The sequence below is a fragment of the Micromonospora coerulea genome (assembly GCF_016598485.1).
Lineage (GTDB): Bacteria > Actinomycetota > Actinomycetes > Mycobacteriales > Micromonosporaceae > Micromonospora > Micromonospora coerulea.
Map to the genome: position 1 here is coordinate 1 of NZ_JAEMUW010000023.1, position 26,082 is coordinate 26,082.

General features: G+C 70.8%; 37 protein-coding genes and 2 tRNA genes. 20 read left to right on the forward strand and 19 right to left on the reverse strand.

What is annotated here, in order from left to right; translation table 11 throughout:
* Positions 1 to 520: 520 nt before the first annotated feature.
* Positions 521 to 748 carry a hypothetical protein gene (locus I8N68_RS25205; RefSeq protein WP_200214939.1) on the forward strand — a complete coding sequence of 76 codons (228 nt, stop codon included), beginning with the start codon at positions 521 to 523 and terminating at the stop codon, positions 746 to 748.
* A 6-nt stretch (positions 749 to 754) separates the two neighbouring features.
* Here I8N68_RS25205 and I8N68_RS25210 read toward each other — a convergent pair whose 3' ends face one another.
* Genes I8N68_RS25210 through I8N68_RS33150 form a run of 3 tightly spaced genes read right to left on the reverse strand, consistent with a single transcriptional unit; the run spans position 755 to position 2,425 of the window.
* Positions 755 to 1,552 carry a carbon-nitrogen hydrolase family protein gene (locus tag I8N68_RS25210; RefSeq protein ID WP_200214940.1) on the reverse strand — a complete coding sequence of 266 codons (798 nt, stop codon included), beginning with the start codon at positions 1,550 to 1,552 and terminating at the stop codon, positions 755 to 757.
* Between the two features lie 40 nt (positions 1,553 to 1,592).
* Positions 1,593 to 2,222, reverse strand: a complete 630-nt coding sequence (locus I8N68_RS25215) for an EamA family transporter (RefSeq protein ID WP_234040564.1) — start codon at positions 2,220 to 2,222, stop codon at positions 1,593 to 1,595.
* Positions 2,180 to 2,425: a hypothetical protein gene (locus I8N68_RS33150; protein ID WP_234040565.1), complete on the reverse strand. Its 246-nt coding sequence runs from the start codon at positions 2,423 to 2,425 to the stop codon at positions 2,180 to 2,182. Before I8N68_RS33150 ends, I8N68_RS25215 begins: the two co-directional genes overlap by 43 nt.
* Positions 2,426 to 2,466: 41 nt before the next feature.
* Here I8N68_RS33150 and I8N68_RS25220 point away from each other — a divergent pair, with 41 nt between their 5' ends.
* Positions 2,467 to 3,093 (forward strand): helix-turn-helix domain-containing protein, encoded by a 627-nt coding sequence (locus tag I8N68_RS25220; protein ID WP_200214941.1) that lies wholly within the window; start codon positions 2,467 to 2,469, stop codon positions 3,091 to 3,093.
* A 24-nt stretch (positions 3,094 to 3,117) separates the two neighbouring features.
* Here the strand turns inward: I8N68_RS25220 and clpX are convergent, their stop codons facing one another.
* The 5 genes from clpX to I8N68_RS25245 all read right to left on the reverse strand — a co-directional run bounded on the left by clpX (position 3,118) and on the right by I8N68_RS25245 (position 7,673).
* Positions 3,118 to 4,413, reverse strand: coding sequence for an ATP-dependent Clp protease ATP-binding subunit ClpX (gene clpX / locus I8N68_RS25225; protein WP_200214942.1), 1,296 nt, complete (start codon positions 4,411 to 4,413; stop codon positions 3,118 to 3,120).
* Between the two features lie 208 nt (positions 4,414 to 4,621).
* Complete coding sequence (locus I8N68_RS25230; RefSeq protein WP_200214944.1) at positions 4,622 to 5,284, reverse strand: ATP-dependent Clp protease proteolytic subunit; 663 nt, start codon at positions 5,282 to 5,284, stop codon at positions 4,622 to 4,624.
* Positions 5,285 to 5,294: 10 nt separating this feature from the next.
* Positions 5,295 to 5,936: an ATP-dependent Clp protease proteolytic subunit gene (locus tag I8N68_RS25235; RefSeq protein ID WP_200214946.1), complete on the reverse strand. Its 642-nt coding sequence runs from the start codon at positions 5,934 to 5,936 to the stop codon at positions 5,295 to 5,297.
* Positions 5,937 to 6,108: 172 nt separating this feature from the next.
* Complete coding sequence (gene tig, locus I8N68_RS25240) at positions 6,109 to 7,455, reverse strand: trigger factor (RefSeq protein WP_200214949.1); 1,347 nt, start codon at positions 7,453 to 7,455, stop codon at positions 6,109 to 6,111.
* 144 nt (positions 7,456 to 7,599) lie between these two features.
* Positions 7,600 to 7,673, reverse strand: a tRNA-Pro gene (locus I8N68_RS25245).
* 266 nt (positions 7,674 to 7,939) lie between these two features.
* On the opposite strand from I8N68_RS25245, the gene I8N68_RS25250 reads away from it, so the two are divergent.
* Positions 7,940 to 8,013, forward strand: a tRNA-Gly gene (locus tag I8N68_RS25250).
* An 86-nt stretch (positions 8,014 to 8,099) separates the two neighbouring features.
* Here the strand turns inward: I8N68_RS25250 and I8N68_RS25255 are convergent.
* Together I8N68_RS25255 and I8N68_RS25260 are read right to left on the reverse strand one after the other, a co-directional pair.
* Positions 8,100 to 9,323 (reverse strand): tyrosine-type recombinase/integrase, encoded by a 1,224-nt coding sequence (locus I8N68_RS25255; RefSeq protein ID WP_200214950.1) that lies wholly within the window; start codon positions 9,321 to 9,323, stop codon positions 8,100 to 8,102.
* Complete coding sequence (locus tag I8N68_RS25260; protein WP_200214952.1) at positions 9,307 to 10,026, reverse strand: helix-turn-helix domain-containing protein; 720 nt, start codon at positions 10,024 to 10,026, stop codon at positions 9,307 to 9,309. The genes I8N68_RS25255 and I8N68_RS25260 overlap by 17 nt, the downstream gene beginning before the upstream one ends.
* A 159-nt stretch (positions 10,027 to 10,185) precedes the next feature.
* On the opposite strand from I8N68_RS25260, the gene I8N68_RS33155 reads away from it, so the two are divergent.
* From I8N68_RS33155 to I8N68_RS25340, 16 genes are all read left to right on the forward strand, one after another.
* A complete protein-coding gene (locus I8N68_RS33155) occupies positions 10,186 to 10,410 on the forward strand; it encodes a helix-turn-helix domain-containing protein (RefSeq protein WP_200214955.1) in 225 nt (74 codons plus the stop codon).
* A 72-nt stretch (positions 10,411 to 10,482) separates the two neighbouring features.
* The gene (locus I8N68_RS25270) at positions 10,483 to 10,680 is read left to right on the forward strand and encodes a hypothetical protein (protein WP_200214957.1); all 198 of its coding nucleotides are present in this window, start codon (positions 10,483 to 10,485) and stop codon (positions 10,678 to 10,680) included.
* Positions 10,677 to 11,015, forward strand: coding sequence for a hypothetical protein (locus I8N68_RS25275; protein ID WP_200214960.1), 339 nt, complete (start codon positions 10,677 to 10,679; stop codon positions 11,013 to 11,015). Before I8N68_RS25270 ends, I8N68_RS25275 begins: the two co-directional genes overlap by 4 nt.
* On the forward strand, positions 11,012 to 12,397 hold the full coding sequence (locus I8N68_RS25280; protein WP_200214962.1) for a F0F1 ATP synthase subunit epsilon: 1,386 nt from the start codon (positions 11,012 to 11,014) through the stop codon (positions 12,395 to 12,397). The genes I8N68_RS25275 and I8N68_RS25280 overlap by 4 nt, the downstream gene beginning before the upstream one ends.
* 166 nt (positions 12,398 to 12,563) lie before the next feature.
* Entirely contained in the window at positions 12,564 to 12,755 is a 192-nt protein-coding gene (locus I8N68_RS25285) for a hypothetical protein (RefSeq protein WP_200214965.1), read from the forward strand.
* A complete protein-coding gene (locus I8N68_RS25290; protein ID WP_200214968.1) occupies positions 12,752 to 12,934 on the forward strand; it encodes a hypothetical protein in 183 nt (60 codons plus the stop codon). The genes I8N68_RS25285 and I8N68_RS25290 overlap by 4 nt, the downstream gene beginning before the upstream one ends.
* Before the next feature lie 62 nt (positions 12,935 to 12,996).
* Positions 12,997 to 13,476, forward strand: coding sequence for a helix-turn-helix domain-containing protein (locus tag I8N68_RS25295; protein WP_200214971.1), 480 nt, complete (start codon positions 12,997 to 12,999; stop codon positions 13,474 to 13,476).
* Positions 13,473 to 13,724 (forward strand): hypothetical protein, encoded by a 252-nt coding sequence (locus I8N68_RS25300; protein ID WP_200214974.1) that lies wholly within the window; start codon positions 13,473 to 13,475, stop codon positions 13,722 to 13,724. Before I8N68_RS25295 ends, I8N68_RS25300 begins: the two co-directional genes overlap by 4 nt.
* 76 nt (positions 13,725 to 13,800) lie before the next feature.
* Positions 13,801 to 14,007, forward strand: coding sequence for a hypothetical protein (locus I8N68_RS25305; protein WP_200214976.1), 207 nt, complete (start codon positions 13,801 to 13,803; stop codon positions 14,005 to 14,007).
* Positions 14,008 to 14,061: 54 nt separating this feature from the next.
* Positions 14,062 to 14,424, forward strand: a complete 363-nt coding sequence (locus tag I8N68_RS25310; protein ID WP_200214978.1) for a helix-turn-helix domain-containing protein — start codon at positions 14,062 to 14,064, stop codon at positions 14,422 to 14,424.
* Positions 14,421 to 14,585, forward strand: coding sequence for a hypothetical protein (locus I8N68_RS25315; protein ID WP_200214981.1), 165 nt, complete (start codon positions 14,421 to 14,423; stop codon positions 14,583 to 14,585). The genes I8N68_RS25310 and I8N68_RS25315 overlap by 4 nt, the downstream gene beginning before the upstream one ends.
* Positions 14,582 to 15,307, forward strand: coding sequence for a hypothetical protein (locus I8N68_RS25320; protein WP_200214984.1), 726 nt, complete (start codon positions 14,582 to 14,584; stop codon positions 15,305 to 15,307). The genes I8N68_RS25315 and I8N68_RS25320 overlap by 4 nt, the downstream gene beginning before the upstream one ends.
* The gene (locus I8N68_RS25325) at positions 15,304 to 15,606 is read left to right on the forward strand and encodes a hypothetical protein (RefSeq protein ID WP_200214986.1); all 303 of its coding nucleotides are present in this window, start codon (positions 15,304 to 15,306) and stop codon (positions 15,604 to 15,606) included. The genes I8N68_RS25320 and I8N68_RS25325 overlap by 4 nt, the downstream gene beginning before the upstream one ends.
* Before the next feature lie 5 nt (positions 15,607 to 15,611).
* A complete protein-coding gene (locus tag I8N68_RS34020) occupies positions 15,612 to 16,301 on the forward strand; it encodes a 2OG-Fe(II) oxygenase (RefSeq protein WP_200214989.1) in 690 nt (229 codons plus the stop codon).
* Entirely contained in the window at positions 16,298 to 16,927 is a 630-nt protein-coding gene (locus I8N68_RS25335) for a nucleotidyltransferase domain-containing protein (protein ID WP_372433843.1), read from the forward strand. The genes I8N68_RS34020 and I8N68_RS25335 overlap by 4 nt, the downstream gene beginning before the upstream one ends.
* Positions 16,928 to 17,019: 92 nt before the next feature.
* Complete coding sequence (locus I8N68_RS25340; protein WP_200214993.1) at positions 17,020 to 17,232, forward strand: hypothetical protein; 213 nt, start codon at positions 17,020 to 17,022, stop codon at positions 17,230 to 17,232.
* Here I8N68_RS25340 and I8N68_RS25345 read toward each other — a convergent pair.
* From I8N68_RS25345 to I8N68_RS25380, 8 genes are all read right to left on the reverse strand, one after another.
* A complete protein-coding gene (locus I8N68_RS25345) occupies positions 17,229 to 17,798 on the reverse strand; it encodes a DUF2321 domain-containing protein (protein WP_200214996.1) in 570 nt (189 codons plus the stop codon). The two genes, I8N68_RS25340 and I8N68_RS25345, sit on opposite strands and share 4 nt — an antisense overlap.
* A gap of 122 nt (positions 17,799 to 17,920) precedes the next feature.
* A complete protein-coding gene (locus I8N68_RS25350) occupies positions 17,921 to 19,672 on the reverse strand; it encodes a type IV secretory system conjugative DNA transfer family protein (RefSeq protein ID WP_200214999.1) in 1,752 nt (583 codons plus the stop codon).
* Positions 19,669 to 20,367: a hypothetical protein gene (locus I8N68_RS33165; RefSeq protein ID WP_234040568.1), complete on the reverse strand. Its 699-nt coding sequence runs from the start codon at positions 20,365 to 20,367 to the stop codon at positions 19,669 to 19,671. The genes I8N68_RS25350 and I8N68_RS33165 overlap by 4 nt, the downstream gene beginning before the upstream one ends.
* Positions 20,364 to 20,537 carry a hypothetical protein gene (locus tag I8N68_RS25360; protein ID WP_200215000.1) on the reverse strand — a complete coding sequence of 58 codons (174 nt, stop codon included), beginning with the start codon at positions 20,535 to 20,537 and terminating at the stop codon, positions 20,364 to 20,366. The genes I8N68_RS33165 and I8N68_RS25360 overlap by 4 nt, the downstream gene beginning before the upstream one ends.
* A complete protein-coding gene (locus I8N68_RS25365; protein WP_200215001.1) occupies positions 20,534 to 20,836 on the reverse strand; it encodes a hypothetical protein in 303 nt (100 codons plus the stop codon). The genes I8N68_RS25360 and I8N68_RS25365 overlap by 4 nt, the downstream gene beginning before the upstream one ends.
* Positions 20,836 to 21,411 (reverse strand): DUF6907 domain-containing protein, encoded by a 576-nt coding sequence (locus tag I8N68_RS25370; protein ID WP_200215002.1) that lies wholly within the window; start codon positions 21,409 to 21,411, stop codon positions 20,836 to 20,838. Before I8N68_RS25370 ends, I8N68_RS25365 begins: the two co-directional genes overlap by 1 nt.
* Before the next feature lie 171 nt (positions 21,412 to 21,582).
* Positions 21,583 to 21,753 carry a hypothetical protein gene (locus tag I8N68_RS25375; RefSeq protein ID WP_200215003.1) on the reverse strand — a complete coding sequence of 57 codons (171 nt, stop codon included), beginning with the start codon at positions 21,751 to 21,753 and terminating at the stop codon, positions 21,583 to 21,585.
* Between the two features lie 768 nt (positions 21,754 to 22,521).
* Positions 22,522 to 22,680 carry a hypothetical protein gene (locus I8N68_RS25380; RefSeq protein WP_200215004.1) on the reverse strand — a complete coding sequence of 53 codons (159 nt, stop codon included), beginning with the start codon at positions 22,678 to 22,680 and terminating at the stop codon, positions 22,522 to 22,524.
* Between the two features lie 250 nt (positions 22,681 to 22,930).
* On the opposite strand from I8N68_RS25380, the gene I8N68_RS25385 reads away from it, so the two are divergent.
* Complete coding sequence (locus I8N68_RS25385) at positions 22,931 to 23,500, forward strand: DUF3592 domain-containing protein (protein WP_200215005.1); 570 nt, start codon at positions 22,931 to 22,933, stop codon at positions 23,498 to 23,500.
* Between the two features lie 760 nt (positions 23,501 to 24,260).
* On the opposite strand, the gene ltrA is transcribed toward I8N68_RS25385, so the two are convergent.
* Positions 24,261 to 25,718, reverse strand: a complete 1,458-nt coding sequence (gene ltrA, locus I8N68_RS25390; RefSeq protein WP_200215006.1) for a group II intron reverse transcriptase/maturase — start codon at positions 25,716 to 25,718, stop codon at positions 24,261 to 24,263.
* Between the last annotated feature and the right edge of the window lie 364 nt (positions 25,719 to 26,082).

The window sequence follows — 26,082 nt, forward strand, 5'->3', positions numbered from 1 at the left end:
CGGAAGCCCTACCCAAGTAGGACCCGTCCGGGGCAACCTCTCCAACTTACTCGGTCCGACCTTCGCCGTCAACCTCGTGTCCGAGGTGATCAACTCGATTCGGTCCGATCCACGCCGACGCACGCCGTACCCGGCGGTCGTTTCTGTCGTGGGAAGCGGCAGACCGGCCGATCGCCGCTCTCGCGGCCACCCGCCCGGCTCCCTGCCGGCCTTTGAACCCTACCCGGTCGGCTTCGCGTCCGCAACCCCGTTGTCCTTGGAGTTGCTCGCCCCGCCCGGTCCAGGCTCGTACCGGATTACAACCCGGCAGACCCTGGGGCCATTCCCGCGGTTCCGGCCTCTGGACTTTCGCCCGTTTCGTCCGTTCCCCGCTGACAGAGAGAAAGTTACGTGAACGGCCGGGAGATGGCAAATCAGCGAACCTGAGTGGATCTTCATGGCGGCGCCGGGGAGCCGTCCGACCGTGGACAACGCCAGCGGAAGGGGCCATCGGCGGGCGGGCCGTGCCAGAGTGTCTGTCATGGCTGACGTCTCCCGCGTCCCGGCGGCCCCGCTCGCCGAGGAGGCGCTGCTCGGGCTCCTGCTGCCGTTCTGGCAGCTGGTCATCGGCGCGTTCGTACTCTTCGTCGTCGTGGTCTCGATCGGGCGGCTGGCCCGGCGGGGCGCCTCGCGGATGACGACCGCCCTGCTGGTCAGCGCCGCGGCGATCGCCGGCTTCACCGTGCTCGGCGTGCTCCTCGAGAGCTGATCGCCCTCAGAGCCGCCGGTTCGCGAGGCTTGGCAGCTCGGCCCGGATCGTGCGCAACCGGTCCAGGTCCAGGTCGGTGACGGCGAGTCCCGGCCCGTCCGGCACCTGGCTCAGCACCGTCCCCCACGGGTCCACCACCATGCTTCGCCCGAAGCAGGTGCGCCCTGGCTCGTGGTCGCCGATCTGGCCCGCAGCTGCCACGAAACACTGGTTTTCGATCGCTCGTGCGCGCAGCAGGACCTCCCAGTGGTCCCGCCCGGTGTGCGCCATGAACGCCGCGGGCACGACCAGCAGCTGCGCCCCGCCCTCGCCGGCGAGCTGCCGGTACAGCTCCGGGAAGCGGAGGTCGTAGCAGATCGAGAGGCCGACGCGCAGGCCCTCCACGTCGACCACCACGGGCTGCTCCCCCGGCGCCACCGTCGCCGACTCCAGGTACGACACCCGCCCCGGGATCTCCACGTCGTACAGGTGGATCTTGCGGTAGCTCGCGGCGAGAGCGCCCGTCCGGTCGAAGACCAGCGAGGTGTTCCAGGTGTGCTCGGAATCGGGGCCCACCTCGTGGAAGGAGCCGGCGATCACCCAGATGCCGAGGCGGCGGGCCACGCCGGCGAAGAACCTCCCCACCACGCCGTCCACCGACTCGGGCTCCGGCATTCCCTTGGCGGGGCCGAGGTAGTCGACGTACTCGGGGAGGACGGCGAGGTCGGCCCCGGCCGCCGCGGCCCGGACCAGCAGGGCCTCGGCCGCGGCGAGGTTCGCCGCCCGGTCGTCGCGGGCGTTGAGCTGGCAGACGGCGGCGCGCATGGGGATCAGCGTACGGGCGGGCGGTGGCCGACGACAGGGCTCACAGGCTCGCCAGGACCAACGCCCCGGCCGCGAATCCCAGTCCGGCGATCTGCGCCGGTCGGAGGCGCTCCCGGTCCACGGCGAGGGCCAGGAGCACGGTGCTCGCCGGGTAGAGCGCGGCGATCGCGGCGACGATGCTGAGGTGGCCCCGACTCGCCGCCGCCAGGTAGAGCGCGTTCGCCGCGGAGTCCAGCAGGCCGGCCGCCGTGGCCCAGCCGAGCACCCGCGGGCCGAGCCGCAGGCTCACCCCGGTCCGCGCGGCGAGTGCCAGCCCGAAGCCGATCGAGCTGACCCGGACGGCCAACACCGGCCACATGCCGGCCCCCTCGTCGGCTTGACCGAGGAGGGCGAAGAAGACGCCGAAGAGCGCGCCTGCGGCGAGCGCCGCTCCCACCACCCGCGGCGACACCGCTCCCGAGATCCCGCCCTCACCGAGGCTCACCAGGGCGATGGCCAGCACCGCGAGGCCGGCGCCGCTGAGTGCGAGGGTGCCAGGCGAATGAGCGGTGAGCAACCCGGCGACGATCGGCACCAGGGCGGCGGTGATGGCGGTGACGGGCGCGACGACCGCCATCATCCCGCCGGCTAGGGCCCGGTAGAGCAACACCACTCCGGCGGCGCCGGCCACGCCGGGAACAGGCCCCAGGCCAGGTCGACGGGACGGGGCGTGCCGGGAACCACGAGCACGAGCGCGAGCAGCAGGGGAACGCTCAACAGCTGCGACACCACCGTGACGGCGACCGGGTCAGCACGCCGGGATGCCTTGCCACCGGAAAAGTCGGCCGTGCCGAACGCGACCGCGGACACCGCAGCGAGCACAATGGGGAACATCGGAATGTCGTATCACAATATTGACCGCGAAGGGTAGTGTGATGACCGACGCCGGAACCGCGCGGGTGAGCGCGGTAACCTCCGCCGTCGCGCGCCAGGTACACGAGCTGCGCGCCGCGCGGGGCTGGTCGTTCGAGGAGCTGGCCGGCCGATCCGGGGTCAGCAAGGGCATGCTCGTCCAGATCGAGAGCGCCCGGACCAACCCGAGCATCGCCACCCTCTGCCGGGTCGCGGACGCCTTCGGGGTCAACATCGCCCGCCTCCTCGAGCCGGCCGAGGAAACCACCGTGCGGCTCACCGCTGCCGGGGAGGCGCCGGTGCTGTGGCGGGGCGAGCAGGGCGGAAGCGCCCGACTGCTCAGCGGCCTCGGCGAGCCCGACCTCGTGGAACTCTGGGACTGGTGGCTGCACCCGGGCGAGACGCACCACTCCCCCGACCACCCCCGCGGCACCCGTGAGGTGCTGCACGTTCTCAGCGGGACGGCGACCGTCATGGTCGACGGGACCACGCACGAGGTACGGACCGGGGAGACGATCGAGTTCCACGCGGACCGCGAGCACGGCTACCGCAACACCGGTGACGAGCCGGCCCGGCTGGTGATGGTGGTGGTCACCCCGTCGGGCGAGTGGGACCGCCGGACCCGCTCACGCCGACCGCGCCCGGAGTGAGCCCGGGCGCGGTCGGTACGGAGTTCAGGCGGACTTCTCCTCGCGGTCCCGGCGAGCCCGGCGACCGGTGAACTCGCGGGGCACGATCGTCGGGTTGACGTTCTCCAGGACCACCTCGCGGGTGATCAGCACGCGGGCGGCATCCGGGTTGCTCGGCACCTCGTACATCACGGAGAGCAGGACCTCCTCCATGATCGCCCGAAGACCACGGGCGCCGGTGCCGCGAAGCATGGCCTGGTCCGCGATGGCCTCCAGCGCCGGCTGCTCGAACTCCAGCTCGACGCCGTCGAGCTCGAACAGGCGCTGGTACTGCCGGACCAGCGCGTTGCGCGGCTCGGTGAGGATCCGCACCAGCGCGCTGCGGTCGAGGCTCCGCACGTTGGTGATCACCGGGAGCCGGCCGATGAACTCGGGGATCAGCCCGAACTTCAGCATGTCCTCCGGCATGACCTGGCTGAAGATGTCGTCGGTCGACCGCTCGGAGACCGACCGCAGCCGGGCGCCGAAGCCGGTGCCACCGGAACCCGTCCGGGCCTCGATGATCTGGTCGAGCCCGGCGAAGGCGCCACCGCAGATGAACAGCACGTTGGTGGTGTCGATCTGGATGAACTCCTGGTGCGGGTGTTTGCGCCCGCCCTGCGGCGGCACGTTGGCCACCGTGCCCTCGAGCATCTTCAGCAGGGCCTGCTGGACGCCCTCGCCCGAGACGTCCCGCGTGATCGACGGGTTCTCCGACTTGCGAGCGATCTTGTCGACCTCGTCGATGTAGATGATCCCGGTCTCGGCGCGCTTGATGTCGTAGTCCGCGGCCTGGATCAGCTTGAGGAGGATGTTCTCCACGTCCTCGCCGACGTAGCCCGCCTCGGTCAGCGCCGTGGCGTCGGCGATCGCGAACGGCACGTTGAGCATCCGGGCGAGGGTCTGCGCCAGGTGGGTCTTGCCGCAGCCGGTCGGGCCGAGCAGGAGGATGTTCGACTTGGCCAGCTCGACGGCGTCGCTGCCGGAACCCGGCGCGCCGGCCGCCTCGGCCTGGATCCGCTTGTAGTGGTTGTAGACCGCGACCGCGAGCGCCTTCTTGGCCTGGTCCTGGCCCACCACGTAGTTGTCGAGGAACTGGCAGATCTCCATCGGCTTGGGAAGCTCTTCCCACTTCACCTCGCCGGACTCGGCCAGCTCCTCCTCGATGATCTCGTTGCAGAGATCGATGCACTCGTCACAGATGTAGACCCCGGGGCCCGCGATCAACTTCTTGACCTGCTTCTGCGACTTGCCGCAGAAGGAGCACTTCAGTAGGTCGCCGCCGTCACCGATCCGTGCCACCTACGTTCTCCCTGCACTCGTCGGCCGGAACGCCGGCCCTGACCTGCGGGCGCCGGGCGCCCGTCCGTCTGTTCCCCGCCGGTCCGACCCAGCGAAGCGGTACAGACCCGACGTTACCCGCTGGCGGAGGTTTCTCCGACCCCCAAAACGGGTGTGTCAGAGGTCGGCCGGGAACTCAATCCACGGCCGACCTCCGACCCGGTGGTGCTCAGCTGCTGGCGTGCGCCGCCAGCAGGCCCTTCTTGCGGCTGGTGAGGATCGTGTCGACCAGCCCGTACTCCTTGGACTCCTCGGCCGTCATGATCTTGTCACGGTCGATGTCCTTGCGAACCTGCTCGATCGGGCGGTTGCAGTGCCGGGAGAGCATGTCCTCCAGCTGGGTCCGCATCCGCAGGATCTCCCGCGCCTGGATCTCGATGTCCGAGCCCTGACCGTAGCCGCCCTCGGTGGCCGGCTGGTGGATGATGATCCGGGAGTTGGGCAGCGCCATCCGCTTGCCCGGCGTGCCGGCGGAGAGCAGCACCGCTGCCGCGCTGGCTGCCTGGCCCAGGCAGACGGTCTGGATGTCCGGCCGGACGTACTGCATGGTGTCGTAGATCGCCGTCATCGCGGTGAACGAACCACCCGGCGAGTTGATGTACATGATGATGTCGCGGTCCGGGTCGGTGCCCTCGAGCGTCAGCAGCTGGGCCATCACGTCGTTGGCCGACGCGTCGTCCACCTGCACACCGAGGAAGATGATCCGGTCCTCGAAGAGCTTGTTGTACGGGTTCGACTCCTTGACCCCGTACGACGTGCGCTCCACGAACGAGGGCAGCACGTAACGGTTGTGCACGGCCGCGAACTGGGGCGGCAGGCTCAGATCGGTCATCGTCAGCTCCTCAGCTCAGGGTCCCGGCGCCATCCGGAACCTGGGCGGCCCCGATGATCACCTTGTCGATGAAGCCGTAGTCCATGGCCTCCTGGGCGGTGAACCAGCGGTCCCGGTCCGAGTCCGCCTCGATCTGCGCCTGGCTCTGGCCGGTGTGGTGCGCGACCCGCTCCTGGAACATGCGCTTCGTGTAGAGCATCTGCTCGGCCTGGATCGCGATGTCCGACGCGGTGCCGCCAAGGCCACCGGACGGCTGGTGCATCATGATCCGCGCGTGCGGGAGGGCGTACCGCTTGCCCTTGGTGCCCGCGCAGAGCAGCAGCTGCCCCATCGAGGCCGCCATGCCCATCGCCACGGTCGACACGTCGTTGTCGATGAACTGCATGGTGTCGTAGATCGCCATGCCGGAGTAGACCGAGCCACCCGGCGAGTTGATCCAGAGGTTGATGTCGCGGTCCGGGTCCTCCGCCGCGAGCAGCAGCAGCTGCGCGCAGATGCGGTTGGCGACCTGGTCGGTCACCTCGCTGCCCAGGAAGATGATCCGCTCCTTGAGCAACCGGTTGTAGACCGAGTCGTCGAGGTTGCCAATGGTGTCGCCACCGCGGGCCTCGATCGCCCGAAGCGGCTTCGCTGGGATGTGCATGTCGGTCATGGCAGCCCTTCGCTCTCCGTACCGTCCTACCCGACACTAACCGCTCAGCCGGGGGGCGTACTCCCGGTCGGGGCACTGTTCGCTCTCAGCGCAGTTGGCCGACAGCCGTACCCCGGAAAGGGTTTCGGCCGCCGCCCACCGCGAAGCGGCGGACGGCGGCCAACCCGGATGATCAGTGCTGGTGGTCGTGCTCGGCCTCGTTCTGGGCGCGCAGCGCGTCGAGGGTGACCTCGTTGCCGGCCGAGTCCTTGATCTTGATCTTCTCCATCACCGAGGCGAGCGCCTTGCCGCGGCGGACGTCGCCGAAGACGGCCGTGGCGGCGCCGGAGCGGACCAGCTGGTCGTAGTACTGCTGCGGGGCCATGCCGGCGCGCTGGGCGCGGTGCACGATCTCGTGGCCGAACTCGTCGTCGGAGACCTGCACGTCGTCGGCGTCGGCGAGGGTGTCCAGCAGAAGCTGGATCTTGACCCCGTCGGTCGCCGCCTCGGTCAGCTCGGCGTCGATCTGCTCCTCGGTCTTCTCCTCGGCGGCGAGGTACTCCTCCAGGGAGGCCCCGATCCGCTCGAGCTGGTCGACCATGGCGGCCTTGCGGCTCTCGACCTCCTCGCGGACGACACCCTCCGGGGCCGGCACCTCGGCGGCGGCGACCATCTGCTCGAGGGCCTTGTCGCGGGCGGCGTAGATCTGCTCGACCTGCTTGCCCCGCATGACCCGCTCACGCAGGTCGTTGCGCAGCTCCTCGATGGTGTCGAACTCGCTCGCCATCTGGGCGAAGTCGTCGTCCAGCTCCGGCAGCTCCTTCTCCTTGACCGTGCGCACGGTCACCGCGACCTCGGCGTCCCGGCCGGCGAAGTCGCCGCCCACGAGCTGCGTGGAGAAGGTGGTGCTGTCGCCGGCGGCGAGGCCGACCACGGCCTCGTCCAGGCCCGGCAGGAGCTGCTTGCTGCCGACCTCGTGCGAGATGTTGCTCGCCGAGCCGCCGGGCACGTCCTCGCCGTCGACGGTGGCGTTCAGGTCGATCTGGACGTAGTCGCCCTCCTGGGCGGCACGCTCCACGGTCTTCAGCGTGGCGAACCGCTCCCGCAGGCCCTTGACCTGCTCGTCGATCTCGCTGTCGTCGACCTGGATCTCGTCCACGGTCACCTCGATGGTGGCCGGGTCCGGCAGGGTGATCTCCGGGCGGACGTCCACCTCGGCGGTGAAGTTCAGCGAGTCACCGTCGTTGAACTCGGTGATCTCGACCTCCGGGCGGCCGAGCGTCTTCAGGTCGTGCTCGCGGACCGCGGCGAGGATGTTCTGCGGGATGGCCTCCTGCACCGCCTCGTTGAGGACGGTGCCCCGGCCCACCCGCTGGTCGATCACGGCGGTAGGCACCTTGCCCCGGCGGAAGCCGGGCACCTGCACCTGCGAACCGATCTCCCGGTACGCCTTCCTGAGGCTCGGCTCGAGCTCGACGAACGGCACCTCGATGGCGAGCCGCACGCGCGTCGGGCTCAGAGTCTCGACGGTGCTCTTCACAGGCGTACTCCTTGACGGATCTCAGTTGATTCTGGGCGTGATTGCGCGCATCGAGTGTAGGCGAGCCGGGCTGCTGCTTTGGCAGCGCCCGGGTACCGCGCGGAAAAATCGGCGGTTCCCGGGCGACCCGGCCGCGAACGACAGTCGGGGTGGCGGGATTTGAACCCACGGCCCCTCGCTCCCAAAGCGAGTGCGCTACCAAGCTGCGCCACACCCCGTGGCGACGAGAAGTGTATGCCGTCCGCGCCCACCGGACGTCCCCGGGCCGCCGACCCGCCGCGTCCCCCTTTCGCCCGCCAACCCGTCGGCACCGGTCGCTGGGCGACGGCTTCCGGGAATGTGGCGGCGGCCGTACGGCCGGAAGGTCACCACGTCCGCGAGGTGGAGCGGATCCTCGGGCCGTGGGTGGCACGGCGGTATGTGGCTGCACGTCCGAAGCCGGCATTGGGTACGCTGTCGGCGCGCCCTGGAAGCTGGGGCGCCCGCGGGCGTAGCTCAATGGCAGAGCTTCAGTCTTCCAAACTGACGGTGCGGGTTCGATTCCCGTCGCCCGCTCCACAGCTCCACAGCAGGTCAGAGGCTCGCACAGCGATCACCACCCCCGGCCCGAAGATCGCAAACAGAGATCATCTCTCACGGTTTTCTCACACGGCCGATTTCGGGGCCGCCGGGGAGCCCTGGAGGGCCTTCCGCAGCGTCTCGCCAGCACTGGCCAGCGCGCCGTCCTGGCTGTGCACGTAGGTGTTCAGGGTGAACCCGGCCGTGGCGTGGCCGAGCCACTTCGAGATGTCGGCGGTGGGGACACCCCGAGCGTGCATCAGTGACCCGCAGGTGTGGCGCGCGTCGTGCAGCCGGATCACCGGCAGGCCCGCCCGCTTGGCGAGGGCCTCGAAGCGGTCGCCGTACCACTCGGGCCGGTACGGGTGGCCCAGCTCGTCGACCACGACGTGATCCCCGGCGCACACCTCGCCCGTCACCGGGTCGGCGAGCCGGCAGGGCTTGGCGTACGCCTCGCCGGCGGCGTCCCGCTCTTCCCGCTGGCGCAGTTGCAGCGCGGTGAGCGCGTCGACCAGCTCGTCGTCGAGCGGCAGCGTCCGCCGGCCCCGCTCGGTCTTCGGCTCCTTCTCGACGACCACCCCCGCGACCGAGGTACGCGCCCAGCAGACCGTGAGCGTCTTGGCGACCAGGTCCACGTCGGACCAGCGCAGCCCGAGCACCTCCCCGCGGCGCAGCCCGTACAGCGAGAACTGCCACGCGGCGTACAACCGCTCACTCTGGACGGCCTGGAGGAACGCCGCGGCGTTGTCCGCCGTCCACGTCCGCATCTCCGTCGTCGACTGCCTCGGCCGCTCGGCCAGCTTCACCACGTTCCGACCGAGGAAGCCCTGCTTCACCGCGTCCTCGAACGCGGCGGCGAGCAGGGTCAGCATCGCGTTGACGGTGCGCGGGGACAGCTTGCTGGTCCGCACGTTGCCGACCCGGCGCCCGGATGCGAGCAGCTTGGTGACCATCGCGTCGATGTTGGCCTTGGTGACCTTCTGGAGCTCCAGGTGGCCGATGTGCTCTCGGGCGTGCTTCAGCGAGTCGGTGTACGTGCGCCGGGTGCCGGCGCTGAGGTTCCGCTTGCCGGCCAGCCAGGCGTCGATGGTCTCGGCGACAGTGGCCTTCCCCGGCCGGACGTACGTGCCAGCGGCACGGGCAGCGATGATCCGCGCCCGCTCAGCGCGAGCCTCCTTCAGGCTGTCGTACGTGTACGTCTTCTGATCGCGCTTGCCGTCCGGCTTCCGGCCGACGTCGATGACGAACCGGTACCGGACGCTGCCGTCCTTCAGCTCGACCCGCTTGATCGGGTCAGTCCGTCTGGCCACCTGCTCGGCTCCCTTCCGTCCGGCCGTCGAGCCGTTCGGCGATCTCGCCCGGGAGGCCCGGCAGCGTCAGCCCGTGGCGTCGCATCTCGGCCCGCAGCGTGCGCAAGCTGTCCTCGGCCGCGGCCCGCAGCTTGAAGACCATCTGCTCGAAGCTGGCCTCATCGGAGGCCAGGCGGCGGGCGAGCGGCACCGCCGCGTACCAGTCGGCGATCTGGCGCTGGTGCTGGCGGCGCAGCAGCACCGGGGCGGCGTCGGCTTCCCAGCTCACGTCCGGGTCGTCGTACCACTCGTAGAGGCCGGTCGCCGGGTCCTGCCGGCCACGGCCGAACTGCCGGCCGTACTCCTCATCCGTCAGCCCGTGCGGCATCCGCCCCTCGCCGGTGAACCACGCGAGAGCCGCGTTCGGATCGGCGAGGACGCCCGGGACCAGCTGGACCAGCGGGCCCTCAGCACCGACGGGGAAGAGCAGCAGCACCGGCGGCACCCTCAACGCCCGCGCGAGTGCTATCAGGTCGTCGACGTCGACGCGGCGCTCTCCCCGCTCGATGCGCCGTAGCCCGAGGATCGGGATCGGGTGCCCGAGCTCCTCGAGCCTCTTGACCAACTCGGTGTACGTGACGTGCCGGTCCTCGCGGACGCGCCGTAGCTGCTGGGCGAGCTGCTCGCCGACGCGGCCGGGCTTGATCTCTTCTCCATCAGTCACGGTCGCCATCGTGGCATCAAAATGTTTCGCACACAAGGCACGCTTGATTCCGGCACGCATCCGGTGCAGGATGAGCCAAGCAATGCATCAGGTACGCGGTGCCTCGGCATCAGAAGCGCTACCTGGGCAGATCAGCTTCGCCGCCTGAAGGAGTGAGTTGTGCCGACCACCGCCGTCCGCGCCGTCCCCGATGCCACCGCCGAGCCGACCATCACCGCGAAGCGGGTCGCCGCCATCCTCGGCATCTCGATCCGCCACGCCTACGCCGCCATCGAGCGCGGAGACATCCCGTCGATCCGCGTCGGCCGCAAGGTCGTCGTCCCCACCGCCCGGTTCCTGGCGCAGTACAGCGACCTGGTCCCCGAGCAGACGCAGGCGGCCTGACCCCAGACGTGAGCGAGGCCCGGGCCATCACCCCCGGGCCAACGCCACCACCGAACGGAGACGACACCTCCGATGGACAGCACAGTACTCACCCCAAGCCCCAGGGCACACGGATGCCGGGCATGGGGCGGATGCACCCCCGGCGACCGGTGCGCCGAGCACCGCGACAGCGACCCGGTGCCGCTGGCCGAGCTGCTCTTCGTAGCGCTCGACCAGCTCACCCCGCCCCGCCGGCCGCGGCTCCGCGTCATCCAGGGCGGAAAGCGGTGACCGGGGAGGCCGGCACGGTCCTCAAGGCCGCCGCCGCGCTCCGGCGGGGACAGCAGACCTACAGCGGCGAGCAGGTCGCCTACCTCATGCACCTGGCCTACGACTCCGGGCGCACCGCCACCCACCTCGACGACATCGCCGCGACGCACGCCAACTTCGCGGGTCAGAACTGGCGGCTCACCTACGAGCAGTGGGTGGCGGCCCAGCTCGACGAGATGGACCGTGCCGCCCGCGCCCGGGCCGAGCGCGAGGGCCGGCCGTACCGACCACACCCCGGCGGCGCCGTCGACTGGGAGACCGGCCAGCCGATCCAGAGACTGGAGATCGCAGCGTGACTGACTGGACCGGGTGGGATGAAGAACCACCCCCGCCGATGCCGTGGGAGCTCACCAGCGGCTCCTCCGGCGCGGACCCGGTCGACGAACAGCCAGCGGCCGAGATCGACCCCGCCGCCTTCTGGACTGCCCGGCGTCCCCTCACGATCATCCGCAACGTCGCCCGGGAACGCCTCGTGAGCCCCTGGGCCGCGCTGGGCGGCGTCCTGGCCCACGTGTGCACCCGGATCGGGCCGCACGTCGTCCTGCCGCCCATCGTCGGCGGCGTCGCCAGCCTCAACACCTTCTGGGCGTTCGTAGGGTCATCGGGCGCCGGCAAAGATGCCGCCCTGGCCGTCGCCCGCGAGCTGCTGTGGCTCAACGACATGGTGCCCACCCACGAGGTCGGCAGCGGGCAGGGCATCGACTCCACGTACACCACGCAAACCAAGGAAGGGCCGGTCCAGTTCTGCGACTCCGCCCTGTTCACCGCCACGGAGATCGACACCATCGCCGCCCACGCCTCCAGCGCCGGCGCGACCCTGATGGCCACCCTCCGAAAGGTGTACTCGGGGTCCGACCTGGGCGCCCGGTACGCGGACAAGCAGAAGCGCCGGCCCGTCCGCGCACACGCCTACCGGGCAGCCCTGGTCGCCGGGGTGCAGCCGGCCCGCTCTGCGGTGCTGCTCAACGACGCTGACGGCGGCACCCCGCAACGGTGGCTGTGGCTGCCCACGAACGACCCCGAGGCCCTGGACCACGACGACCTCGACGTCGAGCCGTTCGCCGCACCTCAGAACGGGCTGTGGCAGCGCTACCAGTACCTCGACGCCTACGGCGAGATGGAGGACGAAGAGCCCGTCCTCACCCGCCCCAGGGTGGAGATCAAGGTCTGCGACACCGCCCGTAACGCGATCATCCAGCAACGCCGGGCACGTCTCACCGCCCCCCTGACCGGCGGCGAGGACGACCTCAACGGGCACGCCCTCCTAACCCGGCTGAAGGTCGCCGCGCTGCTCGGCATCTTCGACGGCGGCCGGGCTGAGGTCAGCGAGGACGACTGGGCCCTGTCGGGCGCGATCATGGCCGTCTCCGACGCCACCCGCGACGTGTGCACCCACGCCCTCGCCGACACCCTCCGCCGCGCCAACGTCGCCCGCGCCAAACAGGAGATCGAGCGCGCCGAGGTGACCGCCAACCACACCGAGCGCCGAGTGGCCGCTGCCCTCGCCAAGACCCTCCGCCGCAACAGCGGATGGGTCAGCCGCTCCGACCTCCGGAAGTCACTCCGTGGTGCCGACCGCGAGTACTTCGACTCGGCGATCGAGCGACTCCGGGCAGCGGGCCAGGTCGAAGAGGAGGGATCGGAGCGTGGCACCAAGTACCCCGCCGCAGGGGAGTAGCGGTGGGGTGGACAGGGGTGGACATGTCCACCCCACCGCCCGAAACTCCACCCCCGAGCATGATTCACAAGCATCCCAGGACAGCGCCCCTGAGCAGGGTATAGAGATAAATATCAATACAACTCATCACCCCCTAGGTGCGCGTGTGGAGCGGCGTGGGGTGGACATGTCCACCCCTGTCCACCCCAACCCGGCCGCCCTCGATGCAGAGATCCGCGACCGGATCGCCGCCAACGTCGCCGCGTCCGTCGCCCGACGCGAGCAGCGCCGCCAGCAGCGCGCCCAACTCGCCCAGCGCCGCGCCACCGGCCTCCGACGACGCCACGCACAGAAGATCAACCGGAAGGGTCAGCCGTGAACACCGCCGGCCAGGAAGGCGCCATCCTCGACAGGGAACGTCGAGAGCTGGAGACCCTGCTCCGCCAACGCGGCCTGGCCGGCGACACCGAACTCACCTGCGCGATCAACGGACTTGCCGCCGCAATGGCCAGGTACACCCTGGCGCTGAGGGCCGAGAAGCGGGACGGCGCGAAGTGACGCCCCCGCCCTCGGTTCCCCGGGATCTCCATCGCGCAGCCGCGCCCGTTACGCCGCCGGCCATGAGGACCCGGGGCGTACCCGGCACGGACGAACGGGCCCGACTCCGGTCCACCCTCGGTGCCGCTCTTCGCCGTGAGCGGGTCGCACGCCGCCTATCCCAGCGCAGCCTGGCCACGCTGGCGGGCTGTGACCGGCGGACGGTGCAGCGTCTGGAGGCCGGGCAGCTACGCCCCACCACCGCGCTGGTGGCCGCCCTGGCTCACGCCCTGGCCGTGCCGCCCGGCTACGCCCCCGCCGGCCGGCGCGAGCTGGTCGACGCGCTCCGCGCCGAGCTGGTCGCCGCGGCTGGCCCGTCGCTGGTCGAGTCGACCCCGGGTGGCGCCCGTCGACGTCGCCGCCGGCTACGTCGCGCCCGCCTGGCCGCCACCCGTGTGGCCGTGCCGCTGGTGCGCGCTCAGCGCGGTCTACCGCCGCAGCGGCAGGCCGCCCGGGTCGTGCCCGCCGACGTCGCCCAGGCCGTACGGCGGTACGCCCGGTGAGCCGCCGTGCCCGCCGGCAGCGCCCGGCCACCCCGGCAGAGCAGCGGCAGGTGCGCGAGTTCTCCGACCTCGCCGCCGCCGCGCTGTCCGGCCCGATCGAGCAGCGCGCCGCCGCGGTACGCCGCATGGCCCGGGCCGTCGAGCGGCTCCGCGACCCGGGCAGTCTCGCCGACCTGTCGCCCGCCGAGCTGCACGACGTGCTCGCCGAGCGGCACCCGGACCGGCCTGAGCAGGTGAGAAACCCGTGAGATGGCCGCCTGTTTCCGCTGGTCAGCGGCACCCCGTCAGTTTCCCCATCAGACGGTTTCACCCTGGAGGAGCGCAGTGAGCAAGCCACTGTCGTACGACTTCCCCGGCCGGCTGCGCGGCCTGTCCAGCGCCGAGCGCGAGCTGCGCCGCCTGGAGCGGTCCATGTCGGTTGCCACGCACCGAGGCGATCGCTTCGCCTTCGACTACCTCGACCGCCGGCACAAGCGCGCCAGCCAAGCCCTCGCACTCCTGCGGTGGCGTGAGCAGAGCGCAGCCGAGTAACCGTTGACCGCGGGCGCCATCCGACCCGGACCTGTCGAGCTGCACGACGGGTCCGTGGTCGTGCCCGCGCACCTGGCCGGTGCGGTACGCCGCATCCTCGTGCGGGACCTGGCCCAGCACGTCCGGGCGAACGGCGGAGCCCCCACACAGGACGTGCGCCAGCTCTTCTACGCCCTCGCCCGCGCCGAGCATCAGCACGACCAGGCCGCCGAGGGGTTCGCTACCGAAACCACGCCCGCCGCGCCCCCCATCGTGGAGATCAGCACGGACGACGCGGCAGCACTCCTGGAGTGCAGCGCCCAGCACGTGCGCCGGCTGTGCCGGTCCCGGCGGTTGATGGCCCGCCGGGTCGGCCAGCGGGCCTGGCTCATCGACCCGGCGTCGCTCGACGCCTACCGACACCGGAGGACGCAGTGAGTCTCGAAGCCCTACAGAACGCGGTCGCCGCCAAGTTGGAACGCCAGGCCCCCGAGGTCGAGCGGCGGAAGGCGGAGATCAAGAAGGAGCTCTTCGGCCCCGACTACGCCGAATGGCACAAGAACGACCCGAAGACCAGCACCGGAGGCGACGCAGCATGAGCACCCCGACCACCATCGAACCCGCGACCCACCCGCTCGACTTCTCCCGCCCCGAGGTGCAGACCGCCCTCGACGAACTCGGCCAGGCGCAGCAGCTGCTCACCGCACTGGAGGAGCGCGTCCGCGACGGCGACCCCGGAGTCCGGCCGGCGGAGCTGGCCGACGCCCGCCAGGTCGTGGAGTTCGCCCGGCTGCGCGTCGACGCCGCCCGCCGCGCCGCCCAGCGCCGCGAGCGCGACGAACGGGCCGCCGAGTACGAGCGGGTGGCCGCCCTCGCCCGAGCGGTCGATAACGCCGCCGACCAGACGATCGTGGACGCCTTCGGCGAGGCCGTGACCGCCCTGGCCCGGTTGTGGGAGCTGGCCGACCAGCGTTCCCGGCAGGTGCGCGGCGTCGCTCGCCGCGCCGCGGCGGCGGTCGCCACCGCCGACCAGCACGGCGAGCGGGACGAGCTGCGGGCGGCCGGCGTCCACAACGCCGCCGCCGGCGGCCTCATGGGCGCCGCCGCCATCACCGTCACGCCCTCGGACGGGAGCGGCTACTACCTCACCGACGTGCGCAGTGGCGCCGTTCTCGCGGCTGCTCTGGGCCGTGCGGCCGAGGTGACCGGCGCGGACATGGCCGAGCTGGAGCCGCAGTCGGCGCTGTCCTCCACGGCCCGCGTCTTCCCCGCCGTCGCCCAGGTCCAGCCCGCCACCGCCGCAGAGGAGACGCAGGCATGAAGAAGATCACCGCCACGGCACCCAGCGCCTACGTCAACGGCCCGAACAACACGAGCGAGCCTGTCGGCGGCCAGCCGGCTTGGTTCGTCAACGGCGAGGCGTACGTCGCCGACAACCACCCGTTCGTCGAGTACGCCACCGGCCGGGCCGGCTACACCGTGACCACGGTCGCCTCAGCGCCTCAGGCGTACACCGACGCGGTGGCCGCGATGAAGGCAGGCCCGCTGCGGCAGGGCAGCCAGCTCCGGGACGCCGCGGTGGACCCGCAGCCCGGCGACAACTTCAACCGGCCGAAGTGACGGCCGTGACGCGCACGAAGCCGCGCAGCCGGCGGGGCCGCCCCGACCGGGAACGTGGCCGGGAAAGCCCCTACGACCGGTTCGGCGGGTACGCCGCGACCACCGAGGCCCACCGGCTCGGAATCGCCTCGGCCACCAGCGACCCGCACCGCCCCGACGCCCCACCGTCGTGCTCCTTCACCTGGTGGTGCCCGCCGGACCGGTTCGCGCTCGACGCCCCCACCTGCGGCCAGCTGGTCGACCTCGCCGAGCGTGGCGTCCGGCGTGATGACGTGGCCCGGGAGCCGTGGCGTGCCACCGCGTACGCCCTGCCAGGGCCCGTCCTTGGCGACCAGCTCGCCGACCAGGTGTTCACCCCCGCCGAGGTCGCCAACGAACTGTGGTGGCGGCTGGCCATCGGCATCTGGCACGCCGAGCTGAAGCGGTACGACACCGGGCACAGTCACCCCGAGCACGCCGACCTGGGCCCGTCCTCAATGGGCCGGAAGCTGGCCATGAGCGTGCAGCTCTCCGACCCTGGCCGGTATGAAGGTGGGGATCTGCAACTGCGTCTCGGTGGTCACTGGATCACCGCACCGCGCGAGCGGGGGACGATCGTGGCGTTTCCCGCCTGGATTGTCCACCGGGTCACCCCGGTCACCCGGGGCACGCGCTGGTCCCTGATCGTCACCGGCGCCGGTGAGCCGATCCGGTGAGCGCCAGCCTCTACCTGCGTGGCTCATGCGCCGTTGGAGCAGACGGGCCTTGGTCGGACGTGGACCTGGTCGTCATCACCCCCACCGGCCACATCGGGAACCGGGGACTGTCCGCGCTGCTGGCTGCGGGTGGTGTGGCCCGGATCGCCGTCGGCCGCCCGATCGATCTTCTCGTCACCGACCCCGGACAGCTGGAGATCAACCACCTGCTGTCCAACGCGCTGGCGCACGCGCGGCTGCTGGTCGGCCCGGCGGTGGCCGTCAAACGGCCCGAACCGGCGGCGTGGGCGCTCCAGGCCCGCCAGTTCGCAGAGGATCTCGTGAGGCACGGTGACAGCGCTCAGCAAGCCGCTGGTGTGCTGTGGGCCGCCGCCGCCCGGCTGGTCGAGTCGGGCGCCCCGGCGCCGGCACGCAAGGACGACGCAGCGGAGATATGGGCGGAGCAGGTACGCGGGCGCTGGGTTGACCTGCTGATGCGAGCTCACACCGGCCGCCAGGTGGGCAGGGACGAGTGCACCGCCTTCCTGGAAGACGTGCGACCAGTAGCCCTTGGCCCACGGCGACGCCGCCGTGGGCGTGGGCGGGGACGTGGAGGCCGCTCCCAGCCGACCGGTACCGCCGCATAGCCACGGACGCGGTACGGCCCCGCCAGCGCGACGCTGGCGGGCCGTACCGTTGCGTCGGGCAACTACGTTGGGCCGTCGGGGGTGGACGTCCAGTGAGCAGAGCCACGATCCTTCAGGCCGCCGTGACGGTCATCCTGGCCGGTCTGTTCCTGATGCTGGCCGGATCAGCACCGGCGCCCGCGCCTCCCACCCCGGTCCGGTCGTGGCGGCCGGCGACCCCCGAGGAGGAGCGGCATCGCGCCGAGGACCGGTTGTACGAGGAGCTGCTCCGGCAGCAGCGGCAGCACCAGACCCCATCAACCTAACCGCCTGCGACCATCCGCCATGCCTCGTCGCTGACAAGCCTCTCCAGGATCTTCCCGGCCCCTGCCACGAACAACCCCGGTGCTCGTTTCTTGATCTCTGTCAGAAGCTTCGATTCGCGCCGAACGTTGTCCTTCGCGGCCAGCGTCTGAAGCTGCTTCAGGTGCTCGGACACCACAGCCCGGTCCTCATCGCTGATGTCCAGGTCGTTGAGCAGACTCAGCAGCCACCGCACGCGCTGCTCGTCACTGGCCCACGGGTAGGGCACGCTGCAGCGGTCGCAGAACTTGTTGGGGTGCTCGTCGTAGGTAGGCCGTTGGCCCGGCCGCGGCGTGATTGCCCAGCTTCTGCCCTTGATCCGCAACCCGCACTCCGGGCATTCGCCGAGCACCAGGTCGCCGCACTCTGAACAAGAGCCGAGGTTCTTGCCCGGGTATGCCTCGTAGGCCGTGGCCTGCTGGTGTCCCTGCCGGCACACCGTCGCCGCCCGGAAGCCGTCGCCCCTGCCGTCGCGCCCCCAGAAGCTAGCGGGGGCGGTGGGGTCGGTGGTGCTGTGTGGGGTGGTCATGGGCAGCAGGCTAGGCGTCGGCCTCCTGAGTGGCCAGTGCCGGGCCAAGCCCCATCACACCAGCGACCCGCTGAAAGGCGCTCTACGGCGCTCTCAGCGGGTCGTTTTCGTGCCTTGATCGCCTATTGGTTGTTGCCCACCCATTCGGCGAGGTCCTGCCGGGCGTACAGGTCGGCGTTGCCGCGCTTTCCTCTCGCCTCGGGAATGGTCCCGACGCGCCGCTGAATGCGCTTCTTCGCCGCGTCGTAGGACCAGGGGAGTAGGCCGGCGTCTACGGCGTCCCGGAGGGTCAGCATGTCCCCGTCCCCGGGGACATCGCTGGTCAGCGGGCTATCAGGGACTCGCGGCGTGATGATGGCGCGCACCTGCGCTTTGTTGAGGTACGCGACCTGTACCTCAGTTGCTTGACCACCGATGACGATTTGCCACCGGCCGAGAGTGCGCGATGCTCGCGGCATTGCCGCCTCGGGCACGAGCATTTTCCAGTTGTTGGCGGTGTACCGGGCGAGGCACCTGATCCCGAAGTTCTCCCGCGCTTCCGGCCCGCCGATCGCCCGGGCCGTGAGCATCTGCGCGATGGCGATGACGTTGACCTTCGCGCTGCGGCCCATGAAGAGCAGGTTGGCCAGCGCGGAGATGGCCGGGGACCGTTTCGGGTCGCCCTTGCCGCGGTTCTCCGCCCACCAGTTCGCCAGCTGCCCGATGGTGGCGTTCAGCTCCTCGGCGATGACCAGGACCCGCGGCCCCGGGTCCCAGTCTTCCGGCTCGTGCAGCGCCAGCGTGTTCCGCTCGTCGGCCAGGGCGTCGAGCCCGATGAGCGCGTTGTGCATCTGCTCCGGCCGCGTGCAGTAGTCGACGCCGGCCAGGTCGAGCAGCGCCCGGTGGGATCCCTTGCGGTCCAGGATGACGACCCGGCCGCGCCGGGTGAGGACCTGCACGGCGACCAGCTGGGCGAGCACGCTCTTGCCGGCGCCCGTGCCGGCGGAGATGGCGATGTGCGGGGAGTCGTCGCGCAGGCTGAGGGTGACGGCCTGGCCGCCGATGCCGTCGCCGATGTAGAACTCCCACTCGGCCAGCTTGGGCAGCTCGTCGACGACCCGCTCGTGCCCGACCTGCGCGGGCGGGCGGCGGCGGACCGTCCACCGGGCGACGACGCCCGGCCCGACCTGGTCCCACGACTCGACCAGGCCGGAGACGGGGATCTTGCTGCTGATGATGGACGACACCAGCTTGCGCTGGTCGGCGGTGACGTACGGCGTGCGGATGGCCAGCTCGATCCGCGGCCCGTACTCCGGCGCCGGCCGGCGGAACACCTCGAGGCGGGCCGTCACCGGCCGCGCCTTCCGCTGCAACGCCCACATGCCGCGCTGCAGGTGCTCGGGCAGCCACCGGAGCGCCGGCTCGAGGTGCTCGCCGTACCACAGCCTGACGGCTTCCTCGGCCGGCGAGAGCGGCTTGGCCAGCCGTGGGGTGAGGTTCCCCAGCGACGGATCAACGTGGAGCTCCACCCCGGTCTGCAGCCCGAGCGGCGGCGCGACGGCGGCGAGGGTCGGGGCGACGTACGCGCGGTGGAACCGGCGGCGCACGAGCCGCTGCCGGCCCTTCACCGCGGCGACCAGGGCGACGCCGCCGGCGGTGGTGGCCGCCTGGTCGGGGAACGCGGCGGCGAGGCTGGCGACGGTGGGCACCCCGACGCGGGTGATCTGCCGCTGCCATCCGGCCCAGCGGCCGGCACCCCGACGCAGGTACGGGTACCCGGTCCGGCCGTCGAGCGGGCGGCCGGTGAGGTAGCGGTACGTCAGCCGCCACCCGAGGTGCTTGCGGCGGCGGAGCAGCTTCTCCAGCTCGACGACGCGGACGGTCTGTGCGCTCACGCGGTCACCTCCACAAGTGACGTTCCGTTGACGGGCGTTTCCGCAGCTACCGGGCCGGTTGGTGACGGCAGGTAGCGGCGGGCGGTGGACTCGCTCACGCCGGCCCTGGCCGCCACCTGGGCGACCGTTCCGGCGGGCAGCTTGGCGGCAGCGCGGGCCACCTTCTGCGCGCTGGTGAGCGAGCGGGGGCGCGACCGGGTGACGGTCGGCTTGGCGTCAGGCTCGGCGACCGGTGGCGTCACCGGGGCGACGTCGACCGGGGCCGGTTCCGGCGTCACGGCGACCAGCTCGGCGACCGGCTCGACGCGGCGACCGGTGGCGATCAGCGCGCCGGTCGCCATCAGCATCAGACCGTCCACGGCCAGCGGCCCCAGCGCCACCGTGACGCCATCCTCGCCGTAGTGGTCGAGCAGCCCGGACAGGTGCCGGTACGACACCAGCGCGGCAACGAACGCCACCGGCAGCAGACCACCGAACCGCAGCGCCACCCACCGGCCGCCGGCGGGCCACTCGACGCGGGCCAGGATCTCGACGGCGACGAACAGCGCCACCGGCCAGAACACCGACATGGCGACAGCCAGCGGCGCCGGGTCGCCGGCGGCAACGTAGGAGTGCGCGACGTTGGCGGCGATCGACACGGCACCGCCGAGGATCGCGCCGAGGTAGGCCCAACCGCGGCCTCGTGCACGGTTCATCGGGTGAGCTCCTTCGGACGGTCGGCGGTGACCATCTGGCGGCGGACGTGCTGGCGGCGGATCGCCGCGGCGGTGGTGTCGGCGTGCCGCTCGACCAGGTGCCGGGCGACCAGGAACACGGCCAGCGGCGTACCGGTGCCGCCGGCGAGGATCAGCAGGACGTACCTCACCGGGCACCTCCGAGGGCGCGGGCGATCAGGGTGGACAGGTGCGCGACCAGCTCGGCCGCAGCGGGGATGGAGAGCACCAGCAGGTTGTCCGGCTCGGCCGTGGCCGGCTCATCGGTCGGGTCGACCCGCTCGTGCCACTGGCTGACCGCCACGGACACGGGCCCGTCGGTCGACGCCTCCAGGTGCACGGTCGTCCGGTCGTACTCGGTGACGACCTCCAGGCGCTCGGACAGGTGCACCTCCGGCGCCGGCCGGTGCACCTCGCGGGTGCACCAGCTCGGCAGGTGGGAGGTGGCCATCAGCGGCGGGCCTGACGGGCGAGGCGGGCCGCCTCGAACAGCCGGGCGGCGAGCTGCTCGGCCAGCTCCGGCGACAGGTACGCCGACGACTCGATCTGGTTGCCGCCCTGGTCGCCCATCGTGAAGTAGATGGTGGCCGGGTCGATGCCGCCCGGCAGGTCCGCGGCGGCGAGCTGCTGCAGGTCCACGCCGATGAACTTCTCTTCGCGCAGGTCGGCGCCGGACGGGGCGGTCATCTCGCCCATGTCGCGGGTGTGCAGCCGGTCCGCGTCGTCCTCGGTGTGGTCGGCGGTGCACCACGCCGGGCACGGCATCGTGTCGACGTCGGGGGTGGGCCTGCGGCCGATCCCACCGGTCCAGCTGGTCTGCGCGGCGATGTGGTCGAGGGCCAGGTCGTACACCTCGCCCACGGTCACGCCGAGCTGCGCGGCGGCCTGGTGGACGCTGGCGACGTCTCGGGTGGCGAACGCCTGCCAGGCCAGGGCGGCCCGGCCGGTGGCCGCGGGGATGACGGCGGTGTCGGCGTCGATGAGCCGGTGTGACGCGGGGACGTGGGCTGTGGCGATAATGGCCATGGGTCGCAGCTCCTCTGCGATCAAGGGCCCGGAGTTCAGGTGGTGAGACACCTGCCGGGCCCGCTCTGGTTTTGTGGGGTGCCGGGGAGGTGTGCGCCTCTCCGGCGGCCTTGCTTGACGGTTGGTTGGTGGGTCCGGGGTGGGGGCCGGTTGCCCGGCCCCCCCGGTCGGTCAGGCGGCGTAGGCGAGGGCGTCGATTGCGGCCTGCTCGACCTCGTACCGGTGGCAGGGGAGGCACACCTCGCACTTCCCGCCGTTCGGGTGGAGCCGGACCTCGGCGCCCTGGTCTCCGCAGACCTCGCAGCCCTCGGGGGCCAGCTCGCCGATCTCCCGCTCCGTCATCTCTGTCTCCCTCGCTCGGTCCCGTTTCCCTTGTGACCTCAGTCTTGCATCATTTTGATGTGCGCACAAGTCCATACAGCGCGCGGTGTGCATCAGGATGGATCCAACAAGAGGAGGGTCGTCCGTGCGGCTGCCTCTCACTGGCGTCTCACATCACGGGGCGCGAGCCCTGCTCGGCACGCGCGTCAGGGGTGCGACCGGATCGGCTCTACCGCGTCTCACCTCGGCGGGGAGCACGGGGCGCACACGGGTGCACGAGACTCGTGCGCCTTCCAAACTGACGGTGCGGGTTCGATTCCCGTCGCCCGCTCCACGCACGAAGGCGCAGGTAGACCGCATGATCGCGGCACCTGGGCCTTTTCGCTTCTCCCCCGTGTTGGAATCCGCGTGCCATTCACGGTTGGCGTCGGCCCCCTCCAGTGATGCGGCGGTCCATCGCCCGGGCGATCTCGCGGTCGCGCTCGCTGGTGGCGTGCTGGTAGCAGGGCGGCGCGGATGGTGGCGTATGCCATGCGGTGCATAGGCTCACGGGTGCTGGCCCCCGACGCGGCGGCGAGGGTGTTGCCGGTGTGGCGCAGGTCGTGGAAGTGGAAGCCGGCCTGCTGGGCGACCTCCGGCCGGCATCGGCCGGGCCGGCCGGCCACGCTGACAGGAGACAAGACCAGAAGACCTCAGGGTTCCGCCCCGAAACCCCGACCCTTCTCAGAGATCAGCCGCGGATCACCCCGTCACCTGCGGTCGGCGACTATGCCTCAAGCGCGCGTGCTTTCAGGCACCGCTCCGCGGACGATCGGCGGCCCTGCGAGTGTCCGCGTCTTTGATCGCATGCCGCACGGCCAGCCGGATTACCAGGTAGAGGACCGCTAATCCGATGGCCCAGGTAACGAAAAAGGTCAGTAGCTGGACGAGCGAGGTATCGAACATCATGGCCGGCAGACTAGAGAGCGCCTCCTTCCTCGGCTGCCCCTCATGGGTGGTTCGTACAGCCATCCGTACAGCCAAGACCACCCACGAGCACCGACCCTGCCCGACAACTCTGGACGCCTGACCAGGCGAGCACCTGGCTGACCACCCATCCCTGATCTTCTTGTAACCCGCAGGTCGTCGCAGGCCGTACGTTTGCGCCGCGGCCTACAGTCGTCGCGAACAACCCAAGCGAGACGTCTGTGGGGTGGCGGTGGTCAAGCAGCACCGGCGGCGCGCACGAGGGACGCAGCGGTGGACCACCGTGCAGCCGGTCGGCCCGGTCCAGCGGGAACCCCGTAGCCGATGGCGTCCCGGCTACTGGCTTCGGCACCCGGCGTTCTGCCTGCTCTTGGCCGGGTGCTACGCCCTCACCGTCGTCGGATACGGAGTCGGCGGGTTGCTCACCCGGCGCAACCTCCAAGAGCGGGGCGAGCTGACCGCTGGCGTCGTCGAACGGGTGACGCAACGAGAGTCGATGTGGGTGCAGGTCATCACCCCGGACGGCGAGGCCGTGAGCGCGTACGTGAACGACCTTCCGGCCGACCGCCCCGCCCCCGGCGACCGAGTCACTGTGGTCTACGACCCGCAGGATCCGGACTACGCCTACCTGCCGGGCGACTATCCGCCGGAAGTCAGGAACTCGCTGCTGTTGTTCGGCATCGGTCTGATTCCCACCGCGCTCTACGGGCGGTACCTGCGCCGGACCTGGCATCGGTGGCGCAACCAAGCAGAGGGGTGGCGTCACCGTCGGCCGGTGCCCCGGCTGGGCAAGCGGCAGTGACGGGCGCCGGCGCGCTACCTCCTACTCCTGGCAGTCCGCATTCAGTCCGCAAAAGGGAGACGAACGGCGGGGAGCAGTGTGCGATGTCGAGAGCCGTTTCCGCTGCTAAAACCTGGTCCGTACAGGTGGTCCGGGGTAGGCGGCTCGATCTCGTAATGCGTAGGTCATTCCAGCCGCAGGTCAAGCGCACTTTCTGGCCTTAGGAAAGTCGCCGTGAACGTCCAGGACCGCTCGTTGAGGGCCGTTTCCAAGGTGACCTCATCCGTGTCGTCCAGGTCCACCTCGACCGGGAGCTCCTCTGCCAGCCACTACGGACCTGGACCACATGTCGGCCGGGGTGTACGTCGAAGCTCTGCCAGGCCCCACGCTTCAGGCGTGCCACGACCTGGCCGTCGACTTCGATCCTCATGCGGCTCAGAATCCCACCAACATCCACGGCACGACGGACTGTGATGATCGGCATGAGTGTGTCCTCCCTGTCACGCGCCCGTGATTCATCGGAGCACGTCAAGGCTGTGCACGCCACACAGCGACAGCAACCGCTGACAACAGTCCCGTGCCCAGGCGTACGGGGCCGGACGATGAGGGCGGAGGGCCAGCGGCAAAAGCCCGGATCTGAACCATCCAGGACGGACGCGCCGAGGCTAGTTGAGTCGGCCTGGAGCGCGGTGCCGGCATTGCTGCTGGTCCGTTTCTCCAGGCCGCTCGCCGAACCCGCCGTGCGCGTCTCCGCGCAACGGGCTCTCCACGGTTGCTGTCGTCAGGCGTGGTCGGTCGCAGGCCAGGGGCTGGGGATCATGCGCCGGCGGTAGCGGGTCACGGGGATGGCCGCTATCGGTCGGTACTCGGTCCCGTCCGCGTTGATGGGTAGCCACTTGCCGGTTGGCGTGGTGAATCTTCGGCGGACGGCCTTCCAGTTCCAGCGGTGCCGGTGTATCAGCATCCTGATCAGCCGTTGCCAGGCGAACCGGTCCAGGGTGTGGAAGGTGTGTTTGGCGACGGCGTGCCGGAAGTAGTTGGCCCAGCCGTGCATGACCTGGTTGAGGCGGGTCAGCACGTACCCGAGGTTCTGCTGTGATGTCCTGTGGGTCAGTGCTCGGATCTTCGCCTTCAGCGACCGGGTCGGCCGTTCGGCGATGAACGTGTACACGTGCCACTGGTTCGAGCCTCGCTTGCGGCGCCACCGGATGTGGAACCCCAGGAAGTCGAACCCGTCGCGCATGTGCACGATCCGCGTCTTGGCCGGCGACAGGCGCAGGCCCAGCGGAGCGAGCACGGCGGCGACGTCCTCGCGCAGCGCGATGGTGTGGTCCTCGGTCCCGTGGACGAGGACCACGAAGTCGTCGGCGTAGCGCACGAGGCGCCACGTCGGCAACCCTCTGCCGCGCCGGTAGTTGCGCCGGCCGCTGGTGGACATCGTCCCGCCCGGCTTCCACGGCGCCATCAGGTGCTCGTCGAGCACCGACAGCGCGATGTTGGCCAGCAGCGGGGACAGGATGCCGCCCTGCGGCGTGCCGGTGTGCGTGTCCCGCCGGTCACCGATCTCGGTGAGCACTCCGGCCTTGAGGAACGCCTTCACCAGTGTCAGCACGCGTTTGTCCTTCACCCGTGCTCGTACGCGGTCCATCAACGCGGTGTGGTCGATGGAGTCGAAGCATGCTTCGATGTCCGCGTCGAGCACCCACCGGTACCCGTTGGTGCCGTAGAGATGGATGTCGGCGATCGCGTCCTGGGCCCGCCGTTTGGGCCGGAACCCGTAGGAGACCGGCTCGAAGTCGGCCTCGAAGATCGGTTCCAGCACCAGCTTCAACGCCGCCTGCACGACCCGGTCCGCCACGGTCGGAATACCGAGGCGGCGGACCTTGCCCGACCCGCCCGGCTTCGGGATCTTGCGTTCCCGTACCGGCAGCGGCCGGAACGTGCCCGCCTTGAGCTGGGCACGCAGGTCGTCCAGGAATCCCGGGACGCCGATGAACTCCTCGACGTGGGCGACGGTCAGGCCATCCACGCCAGGGGTTCGAGCGCCCAGGTTGCCCGCGACCCGGACGAACGCCATGAGCAGCGTCGCCGGATCGTGCACGAGGTTGAACAGGTCATCAAACCGGCGGCCGGGATCGGCCGCCGCCCAACGATGAAGTTTGGCCTGCATCTCCGCTACCCGCTGGTCCGGACTCGCGTCCGGGCGGGCGTCGCCATTCGGCGGCGCGTCTTGCGGCATTACAGCATCCATCCCTTCGCGTAACCGCTGCCGCCCTTCCCCATGTACCGGGCTCTCCCCAGTTCGGAGTACTACGGCGGCTCCGCCCCACCCGGCCCGTTCGACGGTCGGTGCGCCTATCCCGACCCGCCGGCTGGCTGCCGACCCGTCGGGAACCGCGACCGGATGGTTCCCGTGTTCACTGCTGTTCGTTCGTCGAAGGAGGAGCCCGACTTTGCCCCTGCGGCCTCGCCATGGGTACGCCGCAGACCTTCCCCATGGCCTTCCGGACCGGCGATCCTGTCCAGCCCGGAAGATCCCCGCCAACCCTGTCGGCGGGCAAACACCGCTCCCGGCCCCTATCCACCAGGTTCGAGCCGGCAAC